This window comes from Streptomyces sp. NPDC088785, assembly GCF_044750685.1.
Lineage (GTDB): Bacteria > Actinomycetota > Actinomycetes > Streptomycetales > Streptomycetaceae > Streptomyces.
Map to the genome: position 1 here is coordinate 13,519 of NZ_JBIVKH010000018.1, position 22,285 is coordinate 35,803.

At 72.8% G+C, this 22,285-nt stretch carries 20 protein-coding genes; 17 read left to right on the forward strand and 3 right to left on the reverse strand.

The window, feature by feature from the left end; all coding sequences use genetic code 11:
• Positions 1-13: 13 nt before the first annotated feature.
• Both ACIP5K_RS32425 and ACIP5K_RS32430 read right to left on the reverse strand, forming a co-directional pair.
• Positions 14-1,687 carry a PucR family transcriptional regulator gene (locus tag ACIP5K_RS32425; protein WP_401415360.1) on the reverse strand — a complete coding sequence of 558 codons (1,674 nt, stop codon included), beginning with the start codon at positions 1,685-1,687 and terminating at the stop codon, positions 14-16.
• A gap of 197 nt (positions 1,688-1,884) precedes the next feature.
• On the reverse strand, positions 1,885-3,687 hold the full coding sequence (locus tag ACIP5K_RS32430) for a glycoside hydrolase family 15 protein (protein WP_401415563.1): 1,803 nt from the start codon (positions 3,685-3,687) through the stop codon (positions 1,885-1,887).
• 609 nt (positions 3,688-4,296) lie between these two features.
• On the opposite strand from ACIP5K_RS32430, the gene ACIP5K_RS32435 reads away from it, so the two are divergent.
• The 12 genes from ACIP5K_RS32435 to ACIP5K_RS32490 all read left to right on the forward strand — a co-directional run bounded on the left by ACIP5K_RS32435 (position 4,297) and on the right by ACIP5K_RS32490 (position 17,921).
• Complete coding sequence (locus ACIP5K_RS32435) at positions 4,297-5,970, forward strand: CTP synthase (protein WP_401415362.1); 1,674 nt, start codon at positions 4,297-4,299, stop codon at positions 5,968-5,970.
• Positions 5,971-6,064: 94 nt separating this feature from the next.
• Positions 6,065-6,694 (forward strand): NUDIX domain-containing protein, encoded by a 630-nt coding sequence (locus ACIP5K_RS32440; RefSeq protein WP_401415364.1) that lies wholly within the window; start codon positions 6,065-6,067, stop codon positions 6,692-6,694.
• 289 nt (positions 6,695-6,983) lie between these two features.
• Complete coding sequence (locus tag ACIP5K_RS32445) at positions 6,984-9,029, forward strand: tetratricopeptide repeat protein (protein ID WP_401415565.1); 2,046 nt, start codon at positions 6,984-6,986, stop codon at positions 9,027-9,029.
• Between the two features lie 144 nt (positions 9,030-9,173).
• A complete protein-coding gene (ald, locus tag ACIP5K_RS32450) occupies positions 9,174-10,289 on the forward strand; it encodes an alanine dehydrogenase (protein WP_401415365.1) in 1,116 nt (371 codons plus the stop codon).
• Between the two features lie 366 nt (positions 10,290-10,655).
• The gene (locus ACIP5K_RS32455) at positions 10,656-11,849 is read left to right on the forward strand and encodes a ParA family protein (protein WP_401415366.1); all 1,194 of its coding nucleotides are present in this window, start codon (positions 10,656-10,658) and stop codon (positions 11,847-11,849) included.
• Positions 11,834-12,418 (forward strand): hypothetical protein, encoded by a 585-nt coding sequence (locus ACIP5K_RS32460; RefSeq protein ID WP_401415368.1) that lies wholly within the window; start codon positions 11,834-11,836, stop codon positions 12,416-12,418. Before ACIP5K_RS32455 ends, ACIP5K_RS32460 begins: the two co-directional genes overlap by 16 nt.
• 17 nt (positions 12,419-12,435) lie before the next feature.
• A complete protein-coding gene (locus tag ACIP5K_RS32465) occupies positions 12,436-13,482 on the forward strand; it encodes a segregation and condensation protein A (protein WP_401415567.1) in 1,047 nt (348 codons plus the stop codon).
• The gene (gene scpB / locus ACIP5K_RS32470; RefSeq protein WP_401415370.1) at positions 13,479-14,120 is read left to right on the forward strand and encodes an SMC-Scp complex subunit ScpB; all 642 of its coding nucleotides are present in this window, start codon (positions 13,479-13,481) and stop codon (positions 14,118-14,120) included. The genes ACIP5K_RS32465 and scpB overlap by 4 nt, the downstream gene beginning before the upstream one ends.
• Before the next feature lie 10 nt (positions 14,121-14,130).
• Positions 14,131-15,264, forward strand: coding sequence for a pseudouridine synthase (locus ACIP5K_RS32475; RefSeq protein WP_401415371.1), 1,134 nt, complete (start codon positions 14,131-14,133; stop codon positions 15,262-15,264).
• Positions 15,265-15,343: 79 nt separating this feature from the next.
• Positions 15,344-16,105, forward strand: coding sequence for an NUDIX hydrolase (locus tag ACIP5K_RS32480; RefSeq protein WP_401415373.1), 762 nt, complete (start codon positions 15,344-15,346; stop codon positions 16,103-16,105).
• On the forward strand, positions 16,102-17,097 hold the full coding sequence (locus ACIP5K_RS32485; protein ID WP_401415375.1) for an ADP-ribosylglycohydrolase family protein: 996 nt from the start codon (positions 16,102-16,104) through the stop codon (positions 17,095-17,097). Before ACIP5K_RS32480 ends, ACIP5K_RS32485 begins: the two co-directional genes overlap by 4 nt.
• Positions 17,098-17,156: 59 nt before the next feature.
• Positions 17,157-17,921 carry a DNA polymerase beta superfamily protein gene (locus ACIP5K_RS32490; protein ID WP_401415377.1) on the forward strand — a complete coding sequence of 255 codons (765 nt, stop codon included), beginning with the start codon at positions 17,157-17,159 and terminating at the stop codon, positions 17,919-17,921.
• 28 nt (positions 17,922-17,949) lie between these two features.
• Here the strand turns inward: ACIP5K_RS32490 and ACIP5K_RS32495 are convergent, their stop codons facing one another.
• Positions 17,950-18,633, reverse strand: coding sequence for a DNA polymerase beta superfamily protein (locus tag ACIP5K_RS32495; protein ID WP_401415379.1), 684 nt, complete (start codon positions 18,631-18,633; stop codon positions 17,950-17,952).
• Between the two features lie 174 nt (positions 18,634-18,807).
• Between ACIP5K_RS32495 and ACIP5K_RS32500 the strand changes: the two genes are divergently transcribed.
• The 5 genes from ACIP5K_RS32500 to ACIP5K_RS32520 all read left to right on the forward strand — a co-directional run bounded on the left by ACIP5K_RS32500 (position 18,808) and on the right by ACIP5K_RS32520 (position 22,249).
• A complete protein-coding gene (locus ACIP5K_RS32500; protein WP_401415380.1) occupies positions 18,808-19,251 on the forward strand; it encodes a YidB family protein in 444 nt (147 codons plus the stop codon).
• A gap of 129 nt (positions 19,252-19,380) precedes the next feature.
• Complete coding sequence (gene aroH / locus ACIP5K_RS32505; protein WP_401415382.1) at positions 19,381-19,752, forward strand: chorismate mutase; 372 nt, start codon at positions 19,381-19,383, stop codon at positions 19,750-19,752.
• Positions 19,749-20,834, forward strand: a complete 1,086-nt coding sequence (locus ACIP5K_RS32510) for a prephenate dehydrogenase (protein ID WP_401415384.1) — start codon at positions 19,749-19,751, stop codon at positions 20,832-20,834. The genes aroH and ACIP5K_RS32510 overlap by 4 nt, the downstream gene beginning before the upstream one ends.
• A gap of 90 nt (positions 20,835-20,924) precedes the next feature.
• Positions 20,925-21,605, forward strand: coding sequence for a (d)CMP kinase (cmk, locus tag ACIP5K_RS32515; protein ID WP_401415386.1), 681 nt, complete (start codon positions 20,925-20,927; stop codon positions 21,603-21,605).
• Positions 21,602-22,249 (forward strand): lysophospholipid acyltransferase family protein, encoded by a 648-nt coding sequence (locus tag ACIP5K_RS32520; protein WP_401415387.1) that lies wholly within the window; start codon positions 21,602-21,604, stop codon positions 22,247-22,249. The genes cmk and ACIP5K_RS32520 overlap by 4 nt, the downstream gene beginning before the upstream one ends.
• The last annotated feature ends 36 nt before the right edge of the window (positions 22,250-22,285 follow it).

Here is a 22,285-nt window from a genome sequence, read left to right on the forward strand (position 1 = left end):
CCGCCGGGCACCGCTACCCGACGTGCCGCCGCGCCCGCAGCGCCAGGCTCAGCGCCAGGACCGTCTGCGGGTCGTCCAGGTCCGTCCCCAGCAGCTCGCCGATCCGCGCGAGGCGGTTGTACAGCGTCTGCCGGTTCAGGTGCAGCTCGCGGGCCGTCTCCGCCTTGCGGCCCGCGTGCGCCAGATAGGTCTGGAGGGTGGGCAGCAGGGGCGGCTTCGAGCGCCTGTCGTGGTCCTGGAGCGGGCCGATCGCCCGGTCCACGAACGCCGCCAGGTCGGGATGGTCGCGCAGCCGCCACAGCAGCAGGTCGATGTCCAGCCGCCGCGCGTCGAACCACGGGCGGTCGGTCAGGCCCTGCGCGGCGGTCGCCGTCTCCGCCGCGTGCCGCAGCCCCGCCGCGGCCGCCGCCCAGCCGCCCGCGCCGCCGACCACGACGACCGGCGGCCGGGCGCCCGCGCGCTGGATCCCGGCCCGCTCCACGCCCGCCCGCAGCGCCGCCGCCACCCGGTCGGCCACCGCGGTGCGCTCCGACTCCGAACGCAGCCCGAGCAGCAGCGGCACCCGCCCCTCGACGGGCCGCACGCCGAGCAGCACGGGCACCCCGACCGACGCCAGCTCCTCCGACACGGCCCGCGCGAGCACGGCCCAGCCGCCGCCCGGCGACAGGCTCACCGCGGAGTCCGGCTGCCCCGGCAGCCGCATCACCACCGGCAGCAGCGGACCCTGACCGACCGGCCTGAAGCCCAGGACGCGGGCCTGCGCCGGGGCGTCCTCCGCGGTGATCCGGCCCTCCGCGAGATCGGTGAGGAAGTCGCCGCGCCCGCGCGCCGCCAGCTCCTCCTCCTGCCGCGCCTGCATCAGTACGACGGCCAGCGAGCCGGCGGCCCGCTCCGCCGCGATCCGGTGCACCGGCAACGGCGCCGACGACACCGGGAGCACGACGAGCCGCGCCCGCACCGAACCCGTCCCCGGGCCGCCGCCCGGCACGTCCACGAGCAGCGCCCCGCTGGGCGGCTCGTCCTGGTGCGTGCCGCGCATGCCCTCCCACACCTGGAGCGGGTCGGTGATGTCGCCGTCGGCACCGGCCGCGTAGAGCAGCTGTCCGTCGGCGGTCTCCAGGAAGACCGGATTGCCGCTGAACCCGGCCAGGATCCGCAGCACCTGCGGCACCCCGCCGCCGCCGAGCAGCGCGTGCGTGCAGCGCCGGTGGACCTCCTCGGCGCGCTGGAGCAGGGCGTAGTGGCCGTTGACGATCTCGGTGTGGACCTCCTCGGTGACCGTCACGAAGGGCACTTCGCGGTGCAGCTGCACCAGCGGCAGGCCCGCCGCGCGCGCCGTCTCCACCAGCGCCGCGGGCAGCCGGGCGAACCGCTGGCCCAGCTCGATCACCAGCGCGGAGATGCCCCGCTCGGCCAGCTTGCGCACGAAGGCCCGCTGCTCCGCCGGGCGGGTGCCGAGCCCGAACCCCGTGGTCAGCAGCAGCTCGCCGCCCTTGAGCAGCGACGCGATGTTCGGCACCTCGCCCGCGTGCACCCACCGCACGGTCCGCTGGAGCCGGTCCCCGCCCGCCACCACCTCGGGCAGCCCGCTGCGCAGCCCGGGCAGCTCCAGGGCCCGCTGCACGGTGATCCCGGCGGGCGAGACGGGAGGGGAGTACGGGGAGTACTCGGGGGAGGTGCTGTCCATGCTGCGGACGGTACCGGCGCGGACGGTCCGGCAACACAGCCGCCCGCGCACCGGGACCGGCGCCGCGCCCGGCGCCCCGGCAACTGGTCACCGGGCCAACGGCATTGCCCGGCCCCGCGGCGGGTGTGGCGTACCTCACGCGCGGCCCGGCCCCGACCCCCGTACGGGGTGGGACCGGGCCGCGCGGGGCCGGGCGGTCAGCCCCCGTACGCTCCCGACGCCGTCAGCCGCAGCGCCGTGTCGATCAGCGGCACGTGACTGAAGGCCTGCGGGAAGTTGCCGACCTGGCGCTGGAGGCGCGGGTCCCACTCCTCGGCCAGCAGGCCCAGGTCGTTGCGCAGGGCCAGCAGCTTCTCGAAGAGCCGGCGGGCCTCGTCGACCCGGCCGATCATCGCCAGGTCGTCCGCCATCCAGAACGAGCAGGCCAGGAAGGCGCCCTCGTCGCCGGGCAGCCCGTCGACGCCCGCGTTGTCCCCGTCGGTGGGGTACCGGAGGATGAAGCCGTCCGACGTCGACAGCTCCCGCTGGATCGCCTCGATGGTGCCGATGACGCGCTTGTCGTCCGGCGGCAGGAAGCCCATCTGCGGAATCAGCAGCAGCGACGCGTCCAGCTCCTTGCTGCCGTACGACTGCGTGAAGGTGTTGCGCTCCTTGTCGTACCCCTTCTCGCACACGTCCCGGTGGATGTCGTCGCGCAGCTCGCGCCACTTCTCCAGCGGCCCGTCGGCGTCACCGGACTCGATCAGCTTGATGGTGCGGTCGACCGCCACCCACGCCATCACCTTGGAGTGCACGAAGTGCCGGCGCGGCCCGCGCACCTCCCAGATGCCCTCGTCCGGCTCGTCCCAGTGGCCCTCCAGGTACCGGATGAGCTTGAGCTGGAGCAGCGACGCGTAGTCGTTGCGGGCCAGGCCCGTCATGTGCGCGAGGTGCAGGGCCTCCGTCACCTCGCCGTACACGTCGAGCTGGAGCTGGTGCGCCGCTCCGTTCCCGACCCGGACCGGCGCCGAGTTCTCGTAGCCGGGCAGCCAGTCCAGCTCGGCCTCGCCCAGCTCCCGCTCGCCCGCGATGCCGTACATGATCTGGAGGTTCTCCGGATCGCCGGCCACGGCCCGCAGCAGCCACTCGCGCCAGGCCCGGGCCTCCTCCCGGTAGCCGGTGCGCAGCAGTGACGACAGGGTGATGGCCGCGTCGCGCAGCCAGGTGTACCGGTAGTCCCAGTTCCGTACGCCGCCGATCTCCTCCGGCAGCGAGGTCGTGGGAGCGGCGACGATGCCGCCGGTCGGCGCGTAGGTGAGCGCCTTCAGCGTGATGAGGGAGCGGACCACGGCCTCCCGGTAGGGGCCGTGGTACGTGCAGTGGTCCACCCATTCGCGCCAGAACTGCTCCGTCGCCTCCAGCGATCCCTCGGGATCCGGCAGCGGCGGCTGCTCCCGGTGGGAGGGCTGCCACTGGATGGTGAAGGCGACGCGGTCGCCCGGTCCCACGGTGAAGTCCGAGTACGTGGTCAGGTTCTTGCCGTACGTCTCGGCGTCGGAATCCAGCCACACGGAGTCCGGCCCGGCCACCGCGACCGTCCGCCCGTCCACCTTGTGCACCCATGGCGTGATCCGGCCGTAGGAGAACCGCATCCGGAGCGTCGAACGCATCGGCACCCGGCCGCTGACCCCCTCCACGATCCGGGTCAGCTGCGGCGCGCCGTCGCGCGGCGGCATGAAGTCCGTCACACGGACCGTGCCGCGTGGGGTCTCCCACTCGGATTCCAGGATCAGCGAGTCGCCCCGGTACGAGCGCCGGGTCGCCGCCGGCGGCTCGGCGTCGGCGGCATGGGCCGGGCCCAGCCGCCAGAACCCATGGTCCTCGGTGCCGAGCAGCCCGGCGAAAATGGCATGCGAGTCGAAGCGGGGCAGGCACAGCCAGTCGACTGTCCCGTCCCGGCAGACCAGCGCGGCGGTCTGCATGTCCCCGATGAGTGCGTAATCCTCGATGCGCCCGGCCACGTGCATCTCCAGTCGAACGGCCACGCACACCCCAGCGAGACGAAAATGCTGCGAGGGACATGCGCTCTGCGGTCTTCACGGTCAACTAACGATCGTCGACTACGTCAAACATACGGTCAACGAATCGTCTTGATACGTCGTCCTGATACGACGTTGTCAAACGAACTGACGAGCCGGGTGTTCCGGTGGAGGCACCGGCGATCGGATGCGATCGGACTTCGGATTCCGGTGAACGGGCGGGAACGGGCGGGGGTGTTGCCGTTGTGGTGCCGTTTTCCTGAGGTGACTCGCCAGCCGAGTGTCCGAGCAGGATACGACGCGCTCAAGTGATCCGCGTGCCGCTCAGGGCAACGCGTCCGGGCCGAACGGGTGAGCCACGGGTGAGAGTGCCGGGACGGCGGTATACCGGTGCACCATTGTGGTGACGCATGTGCGGAGCGTGGCCGGAAGCAGCCTCCCCGATGCGCTGATACCCTGGTAGCCCGTGAGCCGGTGGTCCTAGAACCCCCGAACCGCAGCGACGGCACCTCCCCCGGACGACCCTGAACCGGTCGGGTGAGCGCGCCGGTACGCACCCCAGACCGCGACCACGGGAGCCCCCTCTTGGCCATGACGCCCAAATCCACGACGACCAAGCACATCTTCGTCACCGGGGGTGTCGCCTCATCCCTCGGCAAGGGCCTCACCGCCTCCAGCCTCGGGATGCTGCTCAAGGCACGGGGTCTCCGCGTCGTCATGCAGAAGCTCGACCCCTACCTGAACGTCGACCCGGGCACGATGAACCCGTTCCAGCACGGCGAGGTGTTCGTCACCAACGACGGCGCCGAGACCGACCTGGACATCGGCCACTACGAGCGCTTCCTCGACGTCGACCTCGACGGCAGCGCCAACGTGACCACCGGCCAGGTGTACTCGCAGGTGATCGCCAAGGAGCGGCGCGGCGAGTACCTGGGCGACACGGTCCAGGTCATCCCGCACATCACGAACGAGATCAAGCACCGCATCCGCCGCATGGCGACGGACGAGGTCGACGTCGTGATCACCGAGGTCGGCGGCACGGTCGGCGACATCGAGTCGCTGCCGTTCCTGGAGACCGTCCGCCAGGTCCGCCACGAGGTCGGCCGCGACAACGTCTTCGTGGTCCACATCTCGCTGCTGCCCTACATCGGCCCCTCCGGCGAGCTGAAGACCAAGCCCACCCAGCACTCGGTGGCCGCCCTGCGCAACATCGGCATCCAGCCGGACGCCATCGTGCTGCGCTGCGACCGCGAGGTCCCCACCGCCATCAAGCGCAAGATCTCGCTGATGTGCGACGTGGACGAGGACGCCGTCGTGGCCTGCCCCGACGCCCGCTCGATCTACGACATCCCGAAGGTCGTGCACACCGAGGGCCTCGACGCGTACGTCGTCCGCAAGCTGGACCTGCCGTTCCGTGATGTGGACTGGACGACCTGGGACGACCTGCTCGACCGCGTCCACAACCCCGACCACGAGATCGTCATGGCGCTGGTCGGCAAGTACATCGACCTGCCCGACGCCTATCTGTCGGTGACCGAGGCGCTGCGCGCCGGCGGCTTCGCCAACAAGGCCCGCGTCAAGATCAAGTGGGTCACGTCCGACGACTGCAAGACCCCGGCAGGCGCCAAGAAGCAGCTCGGCGACGCCGACGCGATCTGCATCCCCGGCGGGTTCGGCGACCGCGGGGTCAGCGGCAAGGTCGGCGCGATCCAGTTCGCCCGCGAGAACAAGATCCCGCTGCTGGGCCTGTGCCTCGGCCTCCAGTGCACGGTCATCGAGGCCGCGCGCAACCTGGCCGACATCCCGGACGCCAACTCGACGGAGTTCGACGCCGCCACCGCCCACCCGGTCATCTCCACCATGGCCGAGCAGCTCGACATCGTCGCCGGCGAGGGCGACATGGGCGGCACCATGCGGCTGGGCATGTACCCGGCCAAGCTCGCCGAGGGCTCCATCGTGCGCGAGGTGTACGACGGCAAGGAGTACGTCGAGGAGCGCCACCGGCACCGCTACGAGGTGAACAACGCCTACCGCGCCGAGCTGGAGAAGAAGGCCGGGTTGCAGTTCTCCGGCGTCTCCCCGGACGGCAAGCTCGTCGAGTACGTCGAGTACCCGCGCGACGTCCACCCCTACCTGGTCGCCACCCAGGCCCACCCGGAGCTGCGCTCGCGCCCGACGCGTCCGCACCCGCTGTTCGCCGGCCTGGTCAAGGCCGCCGTGGAGCGCAAGGTGAAGGCCGCCGCGGGGGCCAAGAAGGCCAAGTAAGACCTGTCGTACCAGCGAGGTACGGTTACCGGGGTGCGTGCCAAATGCGGCACGTGCCCCGGTTTCTTTTGCGCACGTGGGAGGACGTTCCGGCATGACGACGATCAAGGACAGCGCCGAGCAGTGGGAGGTCCGGGAGACCGCGACCCCCTTCGTCGGGAACAAGACCTCGGTGCGCACGGACGACGTCGTCATGCCCGACGGGTCCGTGGCGCGGCGCGACTACCAGGTCCACCCCGGCTCGGTGGCCGTGCTCGCCCTCGACGACCGGGACCGGGTGCTGCTCCTGAAGCAGTACCGGCACCCCGTCGGCATGAAGCTCTGGGAGATCCCGGCCGGGCTCCTCGACGTGCCGGGGGAGAACCCGCTGCACGCCGCGCAGCGGGAGCTGTACGAGGAGGCGCACGTCAAGGCCGAGGACTGGCGGGTGCTGACCGACGTCTACACCACGCCGGGCGGGTGCTCGGAGGCGGTACGGATCTTCCTGGCCCGCGGGCTGTCCGAGGCGGACGGGGCGCGGTTCGAGGTGGAGGACGAGGAGGCGGACATGGAGTTCGCCCGGGTGCCGGTGGCGGAGCTGGTGCAGGGGGTGCTGCGCGGGGAGCTGCACAACAACTGCCTGGTGGTGGGGGTGCTGTCGTTGAGCGCCGCACTGGCCGGCGGCGGGGTCGAGGAGCTTCGGCCCGCCGATGCGGAGTGGCCGGCCCGGCCGTTCGACGCCTAGGACGCGCGCGGGCCGAGGCGTGCGGGCCCGGTACGACGGGGCGGGGGTGCCGGTGACGGCGGGCGCGGGCGGCTGAACTAGCCCGGTCAGACCATCCGTTGATCCGATCGGGGGACCTGCCCGCGCTGCCCGGCCGGGGCGACGGCACCCCCTGAACTAGGCTCGGCCACGCCCCGGCCGACCCCCGGAGGGGCTGGCGTGAGACGGAGCGTGGCCCGTGACGAATCAGGCGGTCGAGGAGCCCTCGGGGCGAGCCCGAAAGCGGCGCCGCATCCGCCGTGGCCTGGACATGACGGGCCCTCAGTTCATCGGTCGCGGCCGCGAGTTGAAAGAGCTGCGCGCCGACATCGAGCGCGCGGGCCTGGACACCCTGTCGGGCCGCAAGGCGCCCAGGGCCCGGGTGCTGCTCATCGCGGGCCGCCCCGGCACCGGCCGCACCGCACTCGCCGTCGAACTGCTGCGCCAGATCGCCGACCGCTACCCCGACGGCGCGGTCCGCGCCCGGCTCACCGCGCCCGACGGCACCCCGGTGCCGACCGAGCGCGTCGCCCGCGACCTGCTGGACGCGCTCGACCTGCCCGCACCGCCCGGCGAGTCCGCCGACGACCTGACGGAGAGGCTGCGCGAGGGACTGTCCGTGCGCCGGGCCGTCCTGCTCCTCGACGACGCGAGCGGCGCCGAGCAGGTGGCCGAGCTGCTGCCCGAGACACCGGACTGCCTGGTCGTGGCCGTCGCCGAGGGCCCCCTCACCGGCATCCCGGACGTCCGCCCCTGCACGATCGGCGGCCTCGACACCAAGTCCGCGGTCGAACTGCTCACCCGGCACACCGGTTCCGTCCGGATCACCTGCGACCCCCGCTCCGCCGAGTCCCTGGTCGAGGTGTGCGGATCGGAGCCCGCCGCGCTGGAGATCGCCGGCGGCTGGCTCGCGGTCCGGCCGAAGGAGTCCGTCGCCGACCTGGCCAAGCAGCTGCACGCGCTGGACGGCGACGGCCCGGCCCTCGCCCGCGTGTTCCGGCACGCCTACGCGGCCCTGCCCGGCCCCGCCGCCCGGATACTGCGCTACCTGTCCCTCGCGCCCGAGGGATACGTCGACCCGCACACCGCCTCCGCGCTCGCCGGCTGCTCGGTGTCCGCCGCCCGCACCACCCTCGACGACTTCGTGACGCTCGGGCTGGTGCGGGGCGTCGCCTCCGAGCTGCCCCAGTACGAGGTGCCGGGCTGCCTGCTGCCGCTGCTGCGCGGGCTCACCGAGACCCAGGACCGGCCCGGCGAGGTGCAGCTGGCCCGCGCCCGGATGCTGGAGCGCACGGTGCGGCTGCTCACCTCCTGCCGCGCGGTCACCGAGCCCGAGGGCTCCCCGCCCCGCAAGAAGCTGGCGGGGCTGCCCAGCGCCCTGCGGTTCACCGACGCCGAGGCGGCCGCCGACTGGCTGCGGGTGCGCCGGCCCACCCTGCTCGCGGCGGCCCGGCTCGCCGTGGCCGACGGCGAGCTCGACACCCTCGCGCGCCGCCTGATGGCGGCCCTGACCCGGGCCCTGGTCGCGCACCGCGGCCCCGAGGACGCCGCCGCCGAGCTGTACGGCATCCACCGGCTCGTCCTCGACGTCGCCGAGCGCCGCGACCTGCCGCGCGAGCAGGCCGCGGCCCTGCTCAACCTCGCGGACCTCGACGCCAGGACCGGCCGCACCCAGGAGGCGCTGGCCCGCTACCGGGCCGCGCTGGACGCCGGACGCCGGGCCGGCGACCCGTACGCGACCGGCCGCGCGATGGAATCCGTAGGCGGCACCTACCAGCAGCTCGGGGACTGGCACCGGGCCGCCGACTGGTACGGCCGCGCCCTCGCCCAGCGGCTCACCCGGGGCGAGCGCGCGGACGCCGCGCGGCTGCACGGGCGGATCGCGACGGTGCACACCTACGCCGGGCGCTACGGCGACGCCCTGCGCGGCTGGCGGTCGGCCGTCGCCGGGTACCGCAAGGAGGGCGACGTGCCGGCGCAGGCGCGGGCACTGAGCGAACTGGCGCGCGTGCAGGAGTACGCGGGGCGGCCCGAGGACTCGCTGTACACGTGCCAGGAGGCCGTCGAGTGGGCCCGCCAGGCCAAAGACGTACGGCTTCAGGCGGCGCTCCAGCTGCGGCTCGCGGACACGCTCGAACGGCTGGGCGACCCGGCCGCGGCCAAGCTGCACCGCAGTGCCGCCGAGCGCATGCTGGGAGAGGAACTGGCGCCGGCGGCCCCCGCGGATGCCACGGGCGCGCAGGCCGCTCCGGAAGCAAACCCTTCGGAACAAGCCGCTAACGCCTACGAAATCCGCAGTGCATCCGCAGAAGATTGATGTATCGAAAGGCTAGACAGCCAGAAAACCTTCATTAGACTGGCTCCGCCGCGTCCTTCCGCGGTGTCTCCGGTGTACCCCTCGGGGCGCTGGTATGTAGTGCTTTGTCCGAAACATCCCCTGAGCCAAGGACCGTGATCGACGATGAAGGTCGGCATCCCCCGCGAGGTCAAGAACAACGAGTTCCGGGTGGCCATCACCCCCGCCGGCGTGCACGAGCTCGTGCGCCACGGCCACCAGGTCTTCGTCGAGCAGAACGCCGGTGTGGGCTCGTCGATCACGGACGCGGAGTACGTCGGCGCGGGCGCGCAGATCCTCCCCACCGCCGACGAGGTCTGGGCCACCGCCGACCTCCTGCTGAAGGTCAAGGAGCCGATCGCGCAGGAGTACCACCGCCTGCGCAAGGACCAGACGCTCTTCACCTACCTGCACCTCGCGGCCTCCCGGGAGTGCACCGACGCGCTCCTGGAGTCCGGCACGACCGCCATCGCCTACGAGACCGTCGAGACCGCCAACCGCGCGCTCCCGCTGCTCGCCCCGATGTCCGAGGTCGCGGGCCGGCTCGCCCCGCAGGTCGGCGCCTACCAGCTGATGGCCGCCAACGGCGGCCGCGGCGTGCTGCCCGGCGGTGTCCCCGGTGTCGCGGCCGGCCGCGCCGTCGTCATCGGCGGTGGCGTCTCCGGCTGGAACGCCGCGCAGATCGCCATCGGCATGGGCTTCCACGTGACCCTGCTCGACAAGGACATCAACAAGCTCAAGGAAGCCGACAAGATCTTCGGCACGAAGATCCAGACGGTCGTCTCCAACGCCTTCGAGCTGGAGAAGGCGTGCGTCGACGCCGACCTCGTCATCGGTGCCGTCCTGATCCCCGGCGCCAAGGCGCCGAAGCTGGTCACCAACGAGCTGGTGTCGCGGATGAAGCCCGGAAGTGTCCTTGTCGACATCGCGATCGACCAGGGCGGCTGCTTCGAGGACTCGCACCCGACGACCCACGCCGAGCCGACCTTCCCGGTCCACAACTCGGTCTTCTACTGCGTCGCCAACATGCCCGGCGCGGTGCCCAACACGTCGACGTACGCGCTGACCAACGCGACGCTGCCGTACATCGTCGAGCTGGCCAACCGGGGCTGGGTCGAGGCCCTGCGCCGGGACCCGGCCCTGGCCCTGGGCCTCAACACGCATGACGGCAAGGTCGTTTACAAGGAGGTCGCCGAGGCCCACGGCCTGGACCACATCGAGCTGGAGACCCTCCTGGGCTGACGCCCCGACCGGCCCCCGGACCGCGTACGCGTCAACGGGAGTCGTCAATCTCACGCCTGCGGCCGGACCTTGTGAGGGGTCCGGCCGCACTTTTGGGGGCACAGCGGGCGCGCGGGCGTGGTCAACTCGCCGCGAACGTAACCCTTCAACCGATTCGCGCCCCTGCGAAACCCGTCGAAGAACCGCCATACGCCCTTGACATGAGGGTGTTCACCGGTCGCTGAAGCGCCGACACATCGTGCCGGGTCCGGCGGATTGTGTTGCTGCGGAGTGGTGACACGCCATAGAGTCGCAAACCGTCGGCATGGTGCCACGCTGACCTATCGATAAATGTTCCTGGTCACATCCAAGGAGGTAAGACGACTTGTGAATGAGTCGACATTTACTCCCGGAGGTGGCCAGCCAGGCGGACAAGGACCCGCGGGGCTTCAGGCTGTCGGCTCCGTCGCTGTACGTACCTTCGCCGCCCGCCAGAGTGGCCATCGGGGCATCTCCGCGCAGAGCCCCCAGCAGACGCCGACGCAGACAGCACACCAGAGCATGGATGGCCATCACGTGAACGCCATGGCCGGCGACCGAAGCGGCGACACACACAGCCGCTTCGCCGACTACGACGAACTGTCCCCCGAGGGACACTTCTACGACCCAGACGCCGAGTACGAGCCCGATCCGGAGTACGCGGCCACGCTCGCGCCCGACGCTGCACGCCAGCGCCGCGAGCGCGTCGGACCCACCGGGCGGCCGCTTCCGTACTTCCCGATTCCAGGACCGCTGACCGATCACGGCCCGGCGAAGATCATCGCGATGTGCAACCAGAAGGGCGGCGTCGGCAAGACCACGTCGACCATCAACCTGGGTGCCGCGCTCGCCGAGTACGGCCGCCGGGTCCTGCTCGTCGACTTCGACCCGCAGGGCGCCCTGTCGGTCGGGCTCGGCGTGAACCCGATGGAACTCGACCTCACGGTCTACAACCTGCTCATGGAGCGGGGGATGTCCGCCGACGAGGTGCTGCTGAAGACGGCCGTTCCGAACATGGACCTGCTGCCCAGCAACATCGACCTGTCCGCCGCCGAGGTGCAGCTGGTCAGCGAGGTCGCGCGGGAGTCCACGCTGCAACGGGCGCTCAAGCCGCTGATGGACGACTACGACTACATCGTGATCGACTGTCAGCCCTCGCTCGGTCTGCTGACCGTGAACGCGCTGACGGCCGCCCACAAGGTGATCGTCCCGCTGGAGTGCGAGTTCTTCGCGCTGCGCGGTGTCGCGCTGCTGACCGAGACCATCGAGAAGGTCCAGGAGCGGCTCAACCCCGAGCTCGAACTCGACGGCATCCTCGCCACGATGTACGACTCGCGGACCGTGCACAGCCGTGAGGTGCTCGCCCGCGTCGTCGAGGCCTTCGACGACCACGTGTACCACACGGTCATCGGCCGGACCGTGCGCTTCCCGGAGACCACGGTCGCCGGTGAGCCGATCACCACCTACGCGTCCAACTCCGTCGGCGCCGCCGCCTATCGTCAGCTCGCCAGGGAGGTGCTCGCCCGGTGTCACGCCGAGTGAGTCTGCCGGGGGCCGACGAACTGTTCCGTACGACCGGGGGCATGGCACTGCAATCGTCGTCCCCGAGGCGCTCGGCGAACGGCGAGGCACGCGTGCCCGCGCCGGCCGGCGAGAGCGACGAGGCGGCCGCCGCCTCGTCCGCGCCGGAGGAGGACGAGGGCGAGTCCGCGCCGTCCGCCGAACACGCCGCCGCGGACGCGGAGTCCGACTCCGGGTCCCGGGGCCGGTCCGTCGCCACGGAGGCGGCCGAGAAGTCCGCGCGGCGCTCGTCCGGTGGCGTGCAGGAAGGTTCTGCCGGCGGTGGCCGGGGGACCGGCCAGGCCCGTCGCCGCGCCCGCGCCGCGAACCGGCGGCCCAGCGGCCGTGAGCGGCACGACGAGAAGATCACCGTCTACGTCTCCGCCGAGGAGCTGATGGACCTGGAGCACGCGCGGCTGGTGCTCCGCGGGGAGCACGGGCTCGCGGTGGACCGGGGCCGGATCGTGCGCGAGGCCGTCGCCGTGGTCCTCGCCGACCTGGAGTCGCGCGGCGACGCCAGCATTCTCGTTCGCAGGCTGCGCGGGCGGTAGCCTCCGGCCTTGTGCCTGTGAACGATTCGTCCTCCCGTTCGCCCGACCGGGGTGCGCGTCGGCGCGCCTTGGGGCGGGGGGCGCTCGCCGCGCCCCAGGAGGCGGAGCCCGGGGCCGCCGAGCCCGCCGCTCCGGCCGCCGCCGCCCCGGCGGATCCGGCCGGTCCCGCCGCTTCTCCTGACGCCGTGGCTCCTCCTGAAGCCGTCGCTCCTCCCGAGGCCGCCGGTCCGGTGGACGAGGTCGTGGACGACGGGCGCTTCACGGTCCGGCTCGCCAACTTCGAGGGGCCCTTCGACCTGCTCCTCCAGCTGATCTCGAAGCACAAGCTCGATGTCACCGAGGTCGCGCTGTCGAAGGTCACCGACGAGTTCATGGCGTACATCCGCGCCATGGGCCCCGACGGGGACCTGGACCAGACGACGGAGTTCCTCGTCGTCGCCGCCACCCTGCTCGATCTGAAGGCCGCCCGGCTGCTGCCCGCCGCCGAGGTCGAGGACGAGGCCGACCTCGCGCTCCTGGAGGCCCGCGACCTGCTCTTCGCCCGGCTGCTCCAGTATCGCGCGTACAAGGAGATCGCCGACATCCTCGTCCGGCGGATGGACGAGGAGGGCCGCCGCTACCCGCGGACCGTCGGCCTGGAGCCGCACCACGCCGAACTGCTGCCCGACGTCGTCATCAGCATCGGCGCCGAGGGGTTCGCCCGGCTCGCGGTCAAGGCGATGCAGCCCCGGCCGAAGCCGCAGGTGTACGTCGAGCACATCCACGCCCCGCTGGTGAGCGTCCAGGAACAGGCGGACGTGGTCATGGCGCGGCTGCGGGAGCGGGGCGAGGCCAGTTTCCGGGAGCTGGTGGCCGACACCGACGACACCCTCACCGTCGTCGCCCGGTTCCTGGCGCTCCTGGAGCTGTACCGCGAGAAGGCCGTCGCGCTGGACCAGGAGACCGCGCTGGGCGAGCTGCTCGTGCGGTGGACCGGCGGTGACGGCGACGGGCGCCCGGTGGTGACCGACGAGTTCGACCGGGCCCCCGAGCCCGTCGGCGACGACAAGGAGAGTGCGCGATGAGTGTGGACGCCGCGACCGGTGTCGAGGGGCTCGACCTCAAACCCGCGCTGGAGGCCGTGCTCATGGTCGTCGACGAGCCGGCCACCGAGGAGCACCTCGCCCGGATCCTGCGGCGGCCCCGGCGGGCCGTCGCGGACGCCCTGCGGGCCCTCGCCGACGAGTACACCGTGCAGGGGCGCGGCTTCGAGCTGCGGCTCGTGGCCGGCGGGTGGCGGTTCTACACCCGGCCCGCCTACGCGGCCGCCGTGGAGGGCTTCGTCCTGGACGGGCAGATCGCCCGGCTGACCCAGGCCGCCCTGGAGACCCTGGCCGTGGTCGCGTACCGCCAGCCGGTCAGCCGGTCCCGGGTCTCCGCCGTGCGCGGGGTGAACTGTGACGGGGTCATGCGGACCCTGCTCCAGCGGGGTCTGGTGGAGGAGGCGGGCGCGGAACCCGAAACAGGTGCGATCCTGTACAGGACGACGAACTACTTTCTGGAGCGGACGGGCCTGCGCGGCCTGGACGAGCTGCCGGAGCTCGCGCCCTTCCTCCCCGAGGCGGACGCGATCGAGGCGGACACGCTGGAAGGGGTTCCGTCCTTCGACCCGGACGCACCCGATGCGCCGGGTCCGGAGCACACCGAGCACACAGCCGACTAACGGAAATTTGATGCGAAGCAGCAGCGGCAGGAACAGCAGCGGAAACAACGGCGGGAGCCGTGGTGGCAACAGCGGCGGCCGCGGCGGGAGTGGCGGCGGCCGGGGCAACCACCGCGGCGCCGGCAACGACCGCGACGACAAGCAGGGCGGCAACGAGCGCCCGAAGCGGCCGCGCCCGGAGGAGCGGCGTTACGACGTGGGCCCCGGCGGCACGCAGGACGGCCCGAAGACGGGCCGCGGCGCCTCGGCGCGCGGCGGTGCCAAGGGCGGCCCCAAGCGCGGGCAGCAGCCCGCACAGGGCCGCGGGCGCTGGGTCCCGGCGACCTCGCGCGAGTACGAGGCGCGGGCCGAGGAGCGCAACCGCGAGCGGTACGCGGGCAAGCCGAAGGTGAACCTCCCCAAGACCTTCCCCGGCGCCGAGCAGGAGGGCGAGCGGCTCCAGAAGGTGCTGGCCCGGGCCGGCTACGGCTCGCGGCGCTCCTGCGAGGAGCTGGTCGAGCAGGCCCGCGTGGAGGTCAACGGCGAGATCGTCCTGGAGCAGGGCATGCGCGTCGACACCGAGAAGGACGTCATCAAGGTCGACGGCCTGACCGTGGCCACGCAGTCGTACCAGTTCTTCGTCCTGAACAAGCCCGCGGGCGTCGTCTCCACCATGGAGGACAACGAGGGCCGCCAGTGCCTCGGCGACTACACGAACAACCGCGAGACGCGGCTGTTCCACGTGGGCCGGCTCGACACCGAGACCGAGGGCGTCATCCTGCTCACCAACCACGGTGAGCTGGCGCACCGCCTCACGCACCCGAAGTACGGCGTGAAGAAGGTCTACCTCGCGCACATCGTGGGCCCGATCCCGCGCGACCTGGGCAAGCAGCTCAAGGACGGCATCCAGCTGGAGGACGGGTACGCGAAGGCGGACCACTTCCGCGTCGTCGAGCAGACCGGCAAGAACTACCTGGTCGAGGTCACCCTGCACGAGGGCCGCAAGCACATCGTGCGGCGGATGCTCGCCGAGGCCGGGTTCCCGGTCGACAAGCTGGTCCGCGTCGCCTTCGGCCCGATCACCCTGGGCGACCAGAAGTCGGGCTGGCTGCGCCGCCTGTCGAACACCGAGGTCGGCATGCTGATGAAGGAAGTCGACCTGTAGACCGGACTCCCGCAAGGGGTTGTCGTCGGCGACCCCCTCCTTTAAAGTCGATTGGACTAATAAGGGAGGGGGTCGCCGCATGTCCGTGCAGGGCTACGACAAGTACGCCTACGAACCGTTCGCCGTCACCGTCGATCTGGCTGTCTTCACACTCAGATCCGGGCGGCTGCACATTCTGCTCGTCGAGCGCGGCCAGGAGCCGTACGCGGGACAGTGGGCGCTGCCCGGCGGTTTCCTGGAGCCCGACGAGGCCGCGGAGGAGGCGGCCCGGCGCGAGCTGGCCGAGGAGACCGGCCTCGACGACGTCGCCGGGCTCCACCTGGAGCAGCTGCGCACCTACAGCGAGCCGGGCCGCGACCCCCGGATGCGCGTCGTCTCCGTCGCCTTCGCCGCCCTGGTGCCGGACGCGCCGCAGGCCCAGGGCGGCGGCGACGCGGCCCGGGCCGCCTGGCTGCCGTACGAGGAGGGGGCGGGCGGCGCCTACGGCCCGCTCGCCTTCGACCACGACCGGATCCTCGCCGACGCCCACGACCGGATCGGCGGCAAGCTGGAGTACACCTGCCTGGCCACCGCCTTCTGCCCGCCCGAGTTCACCCTCGGCGAGCTGCGGCAGGTCTACGAAGTGGTGTGGGGCACCGAACTCGACCCGGCGAACTTCCGCCGCAAGGTGCTCGCCACCCCCGGCTTCGTCGCCCAGGTCCCCGGCGCCTCCCGGCTCACCGGCGGCCGCGGCAAGCCCGCCGCCCTCTACCGGGCCGGCGGCGCCGGATCCCTCCACCCGCCGCTGCTGCGGCCCGCGCCCGAGCCGGTGCCCGACGCGAAGAAGGGGGTCTCGCCGTGATCGGGCGCGCCGCCACCGGATCACTGCTCGGACTGGCGCTCGGGGACGCGCTCGGGTTCCCGACCGAGTTCAACGACGTACCGGCGATCCTCGCGAAGTGCGGGCCCTGGCGCGAGATGGAGCTGCCCGGGCCCGTCGCCTGGATCACCGACGACACCCAGATGGCGCTCGCCGTGGCGCGGGCCGGTGCCCCCGACTCCCCGGCCGAGTACGCCGAGGCGCTGCGCCGCGAGTTCATCGCCTGGAACCGCTCGCCCGACAACAACCGCGCCCCCGGCAACACCTGCCTGCGCGCCTGCGACCTCCTGGAGGACCCCGCGCGCGACTGGCGCGACGCCAGCCAGATCCACTCCAAGGGCTGCGGCGCCAACATGCGGGTCGCGCCGCTCGGCCTCGTACCGGGCCTGGACGACGAACAGCGCTCGGGAGCCGCCCAGTTGCAGGCCGCGCTCACCCACGGGCACCCGACCGGGCTCGCCGCGAGCGACCTGACCGCGCGGGCCGTGCACCTCCTCGCGCAGGGCGCCGATCCCACCGGTCTGGTCGGCCGGCTGCGCAGCCACGCGCTGGAGAACCGCACCCGGTACCACGAGCGCTGGCTCGGCGACCTGTGGCGGCGCGGGCAGGACCCGGGCCCCGAGGAGTTCATCGCGCGCGGCTGGGACGAGTGCCTGGACGCCCTCGGCCGCCTGGAGCGCGCCCTGCGCGACGCCAATCCGGAGATCGACCCCTGCCTCGCCACCGGCGCCGGCTGGATCGCCGAGGAGGCCCTCGCCACCGGACTGCTGTGCTTCCTGCTGTTCGTCGACGACCCCGTGCTCGCGCTGCGCCGGGCCGCCTGCACCTCCGGCGACTCCGACTCCGTCGCGGCGCTGGCCGGAGCGTTCGCCGGGGCGCGGCTCGGCGCCGGCGCCTGGCCCGCGCCCTGGGTCGAGCGGATCGAGCACCGCGACGAACTGCTCGCCCTGGGCAAGCGCTGGGACGCCGCCTGAGCGGGCCGCCGCCGGATAATTCGGTGGGGCCCGCGCACGGGGTCGGGGAGCATGGGCGGATGACCGAGAACGCCCTGCTGCCCGCCTCCGTGGACCTGACCGCCGTGGTCGCCGCGGAGCCCGACCCGCTGCTCTTCGCGACCGTCTCCGGCGCGCACCTGTACGGGTTCCCGTCCCACGACTCGGACGTCGACCTGCGCGGCGTGCACCTGCTGCCCGCCGAGGCGCTGGTGGGACTGCGCGAGCCGGAGGAGACCCGGTCGCGGATGTGGTGGCAGGACGGGACCGAGATGGACCTCGTCACGCACGACCTGCGCACGTTCGTCCGCCTCATGCTCCGCCGCAACGGATACGTGCTGGAACAGCTGCTGTCCCCGCTCGTCGTGCACACCGGCGCCGCGCACCGCGAACTCGCCGCCCTCGCGCGGGGCGTCGTCACCCGGCACCACGCCCACCACTACCGGGGGTTCGCGGGCACCCAGTGGCGGCTGTACGCGAAGACCGGCGAGCTGAAGCCGCTGCTGTACACGTTCCGGGTGCTGCTCACCGGCATCCACCTGATGCGCACCGGCGAGATCCAGGCCGACCTGCCGACGCTGTACGGCGAGGTGGGCCTCGGGCCGGACTACCTGCCCGCGCTGATCGAGGCGAAGGCGGCGGCCGAGCACGGGCCGGCGCCGGTGGACCCGAGCCGGGCCGAGGCCGACGTCGAGGCGCTGCACATCCGTCTCGACGAGGCACAGGCCGCCTCGAAGCTGGCCGACGCCCCGACCGCGTACGACGCCCTGCACGACTTCGTGGTGCGGGCCCGCCTGGGGGACTGACCGGGGTCCGGCGGGGGACCGGCGGCGGTCAGTCCCGGGCCGAGGCCCGGCGGGTGCGGACCAGGAAGTCCTCGACGCGGGGCAGGTCCGGCTCCGGCGGCAGCGGGGAGCGGTCCGCCGCCGCGTCCGCCTCCTCGGCCAGCCGGGCCATCCGGCGGTCCACCTCCGCCCACGGCACCTCGCCCCGCTTCACCGCGAGCAGCGCGTCACGGTCCGGGCCCACGCCGATCCGCAGCTCGCCGGTGCGCAGCAGGTCGCGGCTGGAGGCCAGCAGCCGCAGCAGGTGCATCGCGTGCTTCCAGCGCGGGGCGCCGTGGACGCGGACGTCGGCCTCGAGCTTCCTGCGCTGCCCGTCCGCGTACCGGGCGAACGTCCGGTGCGCGCGGCGGGACAGGAACGCCCCGCGCAGCGCGAGCAGCTCCTCGCCCGCCGGGGTCAGCACCTCGACCAGGGGGGAGTGCAGGCACTCCAGGATGTTCGGATTGGCGCGCAGGGCCAGGGCGCAGAAGCGCTCCAGCTCCCAGGAGAACTGCTCGTCGGCCGGCCCGTCGACGTGCGTCGGCGGCTTGTCGAACCGCCAGAACAGCGGGGCCGGCGCCGCGTACACCCCCCGGCGGTCCGTGTCGCTGTCCTCGGTGGCCAGGCCGAAGGCGCGCGAGCCCATCACACAGGCGTAGATCGTGTGGTCGCGGACCAGGTCGTGCGGGTGCATGCGGTGAGCGTAGGCCGCCCGTCCGTCCCGCGTGGTCGCATTGCCCCGGGGCCGGTGGGACGGCCGGGCGCGTACCGGCGGTGCACCACCCGGCCGAGTGGCGCACCGGTGCGCTTCGGGTGACATTGAGGTGGTTCGCGTTTGCGCACGCACCGCACCGAAAGGCACACCACGATGGCGGGCAACGATCTCGGAAGTCTGCTCGGCGGTCTCCTCGGCGGAGGCGGCCAGGGCGGCTCGTCCGGCACGGGCAAGATCCTCGGCCAGGTCCTCGGCTCCGTCCTGGGCGGCAAGTCCGGCGGGAGCGCCGCCGCGGCGGGCGGCTCCAACCCGCTCGGCGGGCTGATGGACTTGATCACGAAGTCCGGCCTGGTCAGCCAGGAGCAGCTCGACTCGTGGGTCGGCACGGGCAGCAACCAGCCGCTCGACGCCGACCAGGTCAAGCAGGCCGTCCCCGACGAGACCCTCGACCGGGCCGCCGCCGACGCGGGCCTCAGCCGCGACCAGGTCGCCGACCAGGTGGCCCAGGAGCTGCCGCAGCTCGTCGACCGGATCACCCCCGACGGGCAGGTGCCGGCCGTCTCCCTGGAGGAGCTGGCGAAGCAGCAGAAGCTCTGAGCCGCCCCACCGCGGCCCGGCGCACCGGTGCGCGGCCCCGTCTCGGCAGACGGGCGCCGCGCACCCGTGCGTGCGGGCCCAATTACGCTGGTGCGCAAGACACACGCAACACAGGCAAGGAGCACCGTCGTGGCGGTACGAGCGGTCCGGGGCGCCGTCCAGCTGGAGCGGGACGCGGCCGACCACATGGGCCGGCAGGTCGGTGAGCTGCTCACCGAGGTCCTGGAACGCAACGGTCTGACCGCGGACGACCTGATCTCCGTCTGGTTCACGGCCACGCCCGACCTGCACTCCGACTTCCCGGCGGCCGCCGCCCGCAGACTCGGCGTCGAAGGACTGGCCGACGTGCCGCTGATCTGCGCCCAGGAACTGGAGATAGCGGGCGCCATGCCCCGCGTCGTGCGCCTCCTCGCCCACATCGAGACCGACCTGCCCAAGTCCGAGATCGCGCACGTGTACCTCGGTGCCGCGGCCGCACTCCGCAAGGACATCGCCCAGTGAGAACCGCACTCGTTATCGGCACCGGCCTGATCGGCACCTCCGCCGCCCTCGCCCTGGCCTCGCGCGGGGTCACCGTGCACCTCGCCGACCACGACCAGGCACAGGCCCGCACGGCCGCCGCGCTCGGCGCCGGCACCGACGCGCCGCCCGAGGGCGCCGTCGACCTGTGCGTCGTCGCGGTGCCGCCCGCCCACGTCGCCCCCCAGCTGGCCGCCGTCATGCGGGCCGGCGCGGCCCGCGCCTACCTGGACGTCGCCAGCGTCAAGGGCGGCCCGCGCCGCGATCTGGAGGCCCTCGGGCTCGACCTGACGTCGTACATCGGTACGCACCCGATGAGCGGCCGCGAGCGCAGCGGACCGCTCGCCGCGACCGCCGACCTCTTCGAGGGCCGCCCCTGGGTGCTCACCCCGACCCGGGACACCGACACCGAGGTCCTGAACCTCGCCCTCGAACTGGTCGCCCTGTGCCGCGCCGTCCCCGTCGTCATGGACGCCGACGCCCATGACCGGGCCGTCGCCCTCGTCTCCCACATGCCGCACCTGGTCTCCACCATGGTCGCGGCCCGCCTGGAGAACGCCGAGGAGAGCGCCGTCCGGCTCTGCGGCCAGGGCATCCGCGACGTGACCCGGATCGCCGGGTCCGACCCGCAGATGTGGATCGACATCCTGTCCGCGAACCCCGGCCCGGTCGCCGACCTGCTCGCCGCGGTCGCCGGCGACCTGGAGGAGACCGTCCGCTCCCTGCGCTCCTTGCAGTCCGCCGACGACGCCAAGCGGCACGAGGGCGCCGAGGGCGTCGAGACCATGCTCCGCCGGGGCAACGCCGGGCAGGCCCGGGTGCCCGGCAAGCACGGCGCCGCCCCGGCCGCGTACGAGATCGTCGCCGTGCTCATCTCCGACCAGCCCGGCGAGCTGGCCCGCATCTTCGCCGACGCCGGCGCGGCCGGGGTCAACGTCGAGGACGTCCGCATCGAGCACGCGACCGGGCAGCAGGCCGGTTTCGTGCAGCTCATGGTGCAGCCCGCCGCCGCCCCGAAACTGGCCGCGTCCCTGCGCGAGCGGGGCTGGGCCATGCGCCAGTAAAAGGCGGCTGCCGGAGCCAGTAACCTTGTGCGGGGCGTGTCCGCGCCCCGTACGCATGCCCCCGTGCACTGAGAAAGGCGTTCGTCACCCATGGAAACCCCGGCAGCTGTCATCGTCGCGATCGACGGACCCTCCGGCACGGGCAAGTCCAGCACCTCGAAGGCCGTCGCCGCGCAGCTCGGTCTGAGCTACCTGGACACCGGCGCCCAGTACCGGGCCATCACCTGGTGGATGGTGAACAACGACGTCGACCTGACCGATCCGACGGCGATCGCCGCCGTCGCCGGCAAGGCCGACATCGTCTCCGGCACCGACCCGGCCGCCCCCACCATCACGGTGGACGGCACGGACGTCGCCGGCCCGATCCGCACCACCGAGGTCACCTCGAAGGTCAGCGCCGTCAGCGCGGTGCCCGAGGTGCGCGCCCGCATCACCGACCTGCAACGCTCCATCGCCAAGGGCGCCGGGGCCGGCATCGTCGTCGAGGGCCGGGACATCGGCACGACCGTGCTGCCCGACGCCGACCTCAAGATCTTCCTCACCGCCTCGCCCGAGGCCCGCGCCGCCCGCCGCTCCGGCGAGCTGAAGGGCTCGGACGTCAGGGCGACCCAGGAGGCCCTGGTCGCCCGGGACCGGGCGGACTCCAGCCGCAAGACGTCGCCGCTGGCCAAGGCCGACGACGCCGTCGAGGTGGACACCACCGAGCTCACGCTCCAGCAGGTCATCGAGTGCGTCGTGACGCTGGTCGAGGAGAAGCGGGCCGCGAAGTGACGGACGCGCCGTCGGTACGGGGTGCCGAGGTCGGGCGGCGGATCGGCGTCGGCCTGATGTACGGGCTGTGGAAGCCGCGCGTCCTCGGGTCGTGGCGGGTGCCCGCCGCCGGCCCGGTGATCCTCGCCGTGAACCACTCCCACAACGTGGACGGCCCCATGGTCATGGGCGTCGCCCCGCGCCCGACGCACTTCCTGATCAAGCGGGAGGCGTTCATCGGGCCGCTCGGCACCTTCCTCGAAGGCATCGGCCAGCTGAAGGTCGACCGCTCCGGCACCGACCGCACCGCCGTCACCCGCGCCCTCGGCGTGCTGAAGGACGGCGGAGTGCTCGGCATCTTCCCCGAGGGCACCCGCGGTGACGGCGACTTCGCGTCGCTGCGCGCCGGACTGGCGTACTTCGCCGTGCGCGGCGGGGCGCCGATCGTCCCGGTGGCCGTGCTGGGAAGCACGGAGCGGCCCGGACGGTTGATAAAGGGGCTGCCCCCGCTGCGCAGCAGGGTGGACGTCGTCTTCGGCGACCCCTTCGAGGCGGGCGACGGCAGCGGACGGCGTACGCGCAGGGCCCTCGACGAGGCGACCGTGCGCGTCCAGGGGCGGCTCACCGCCCACCTGGCGGACGCCAGGCGCCTGACCGGGCGCTGAGCGAGACTTTCAGTAGTGGACCGCGGTACACGACAC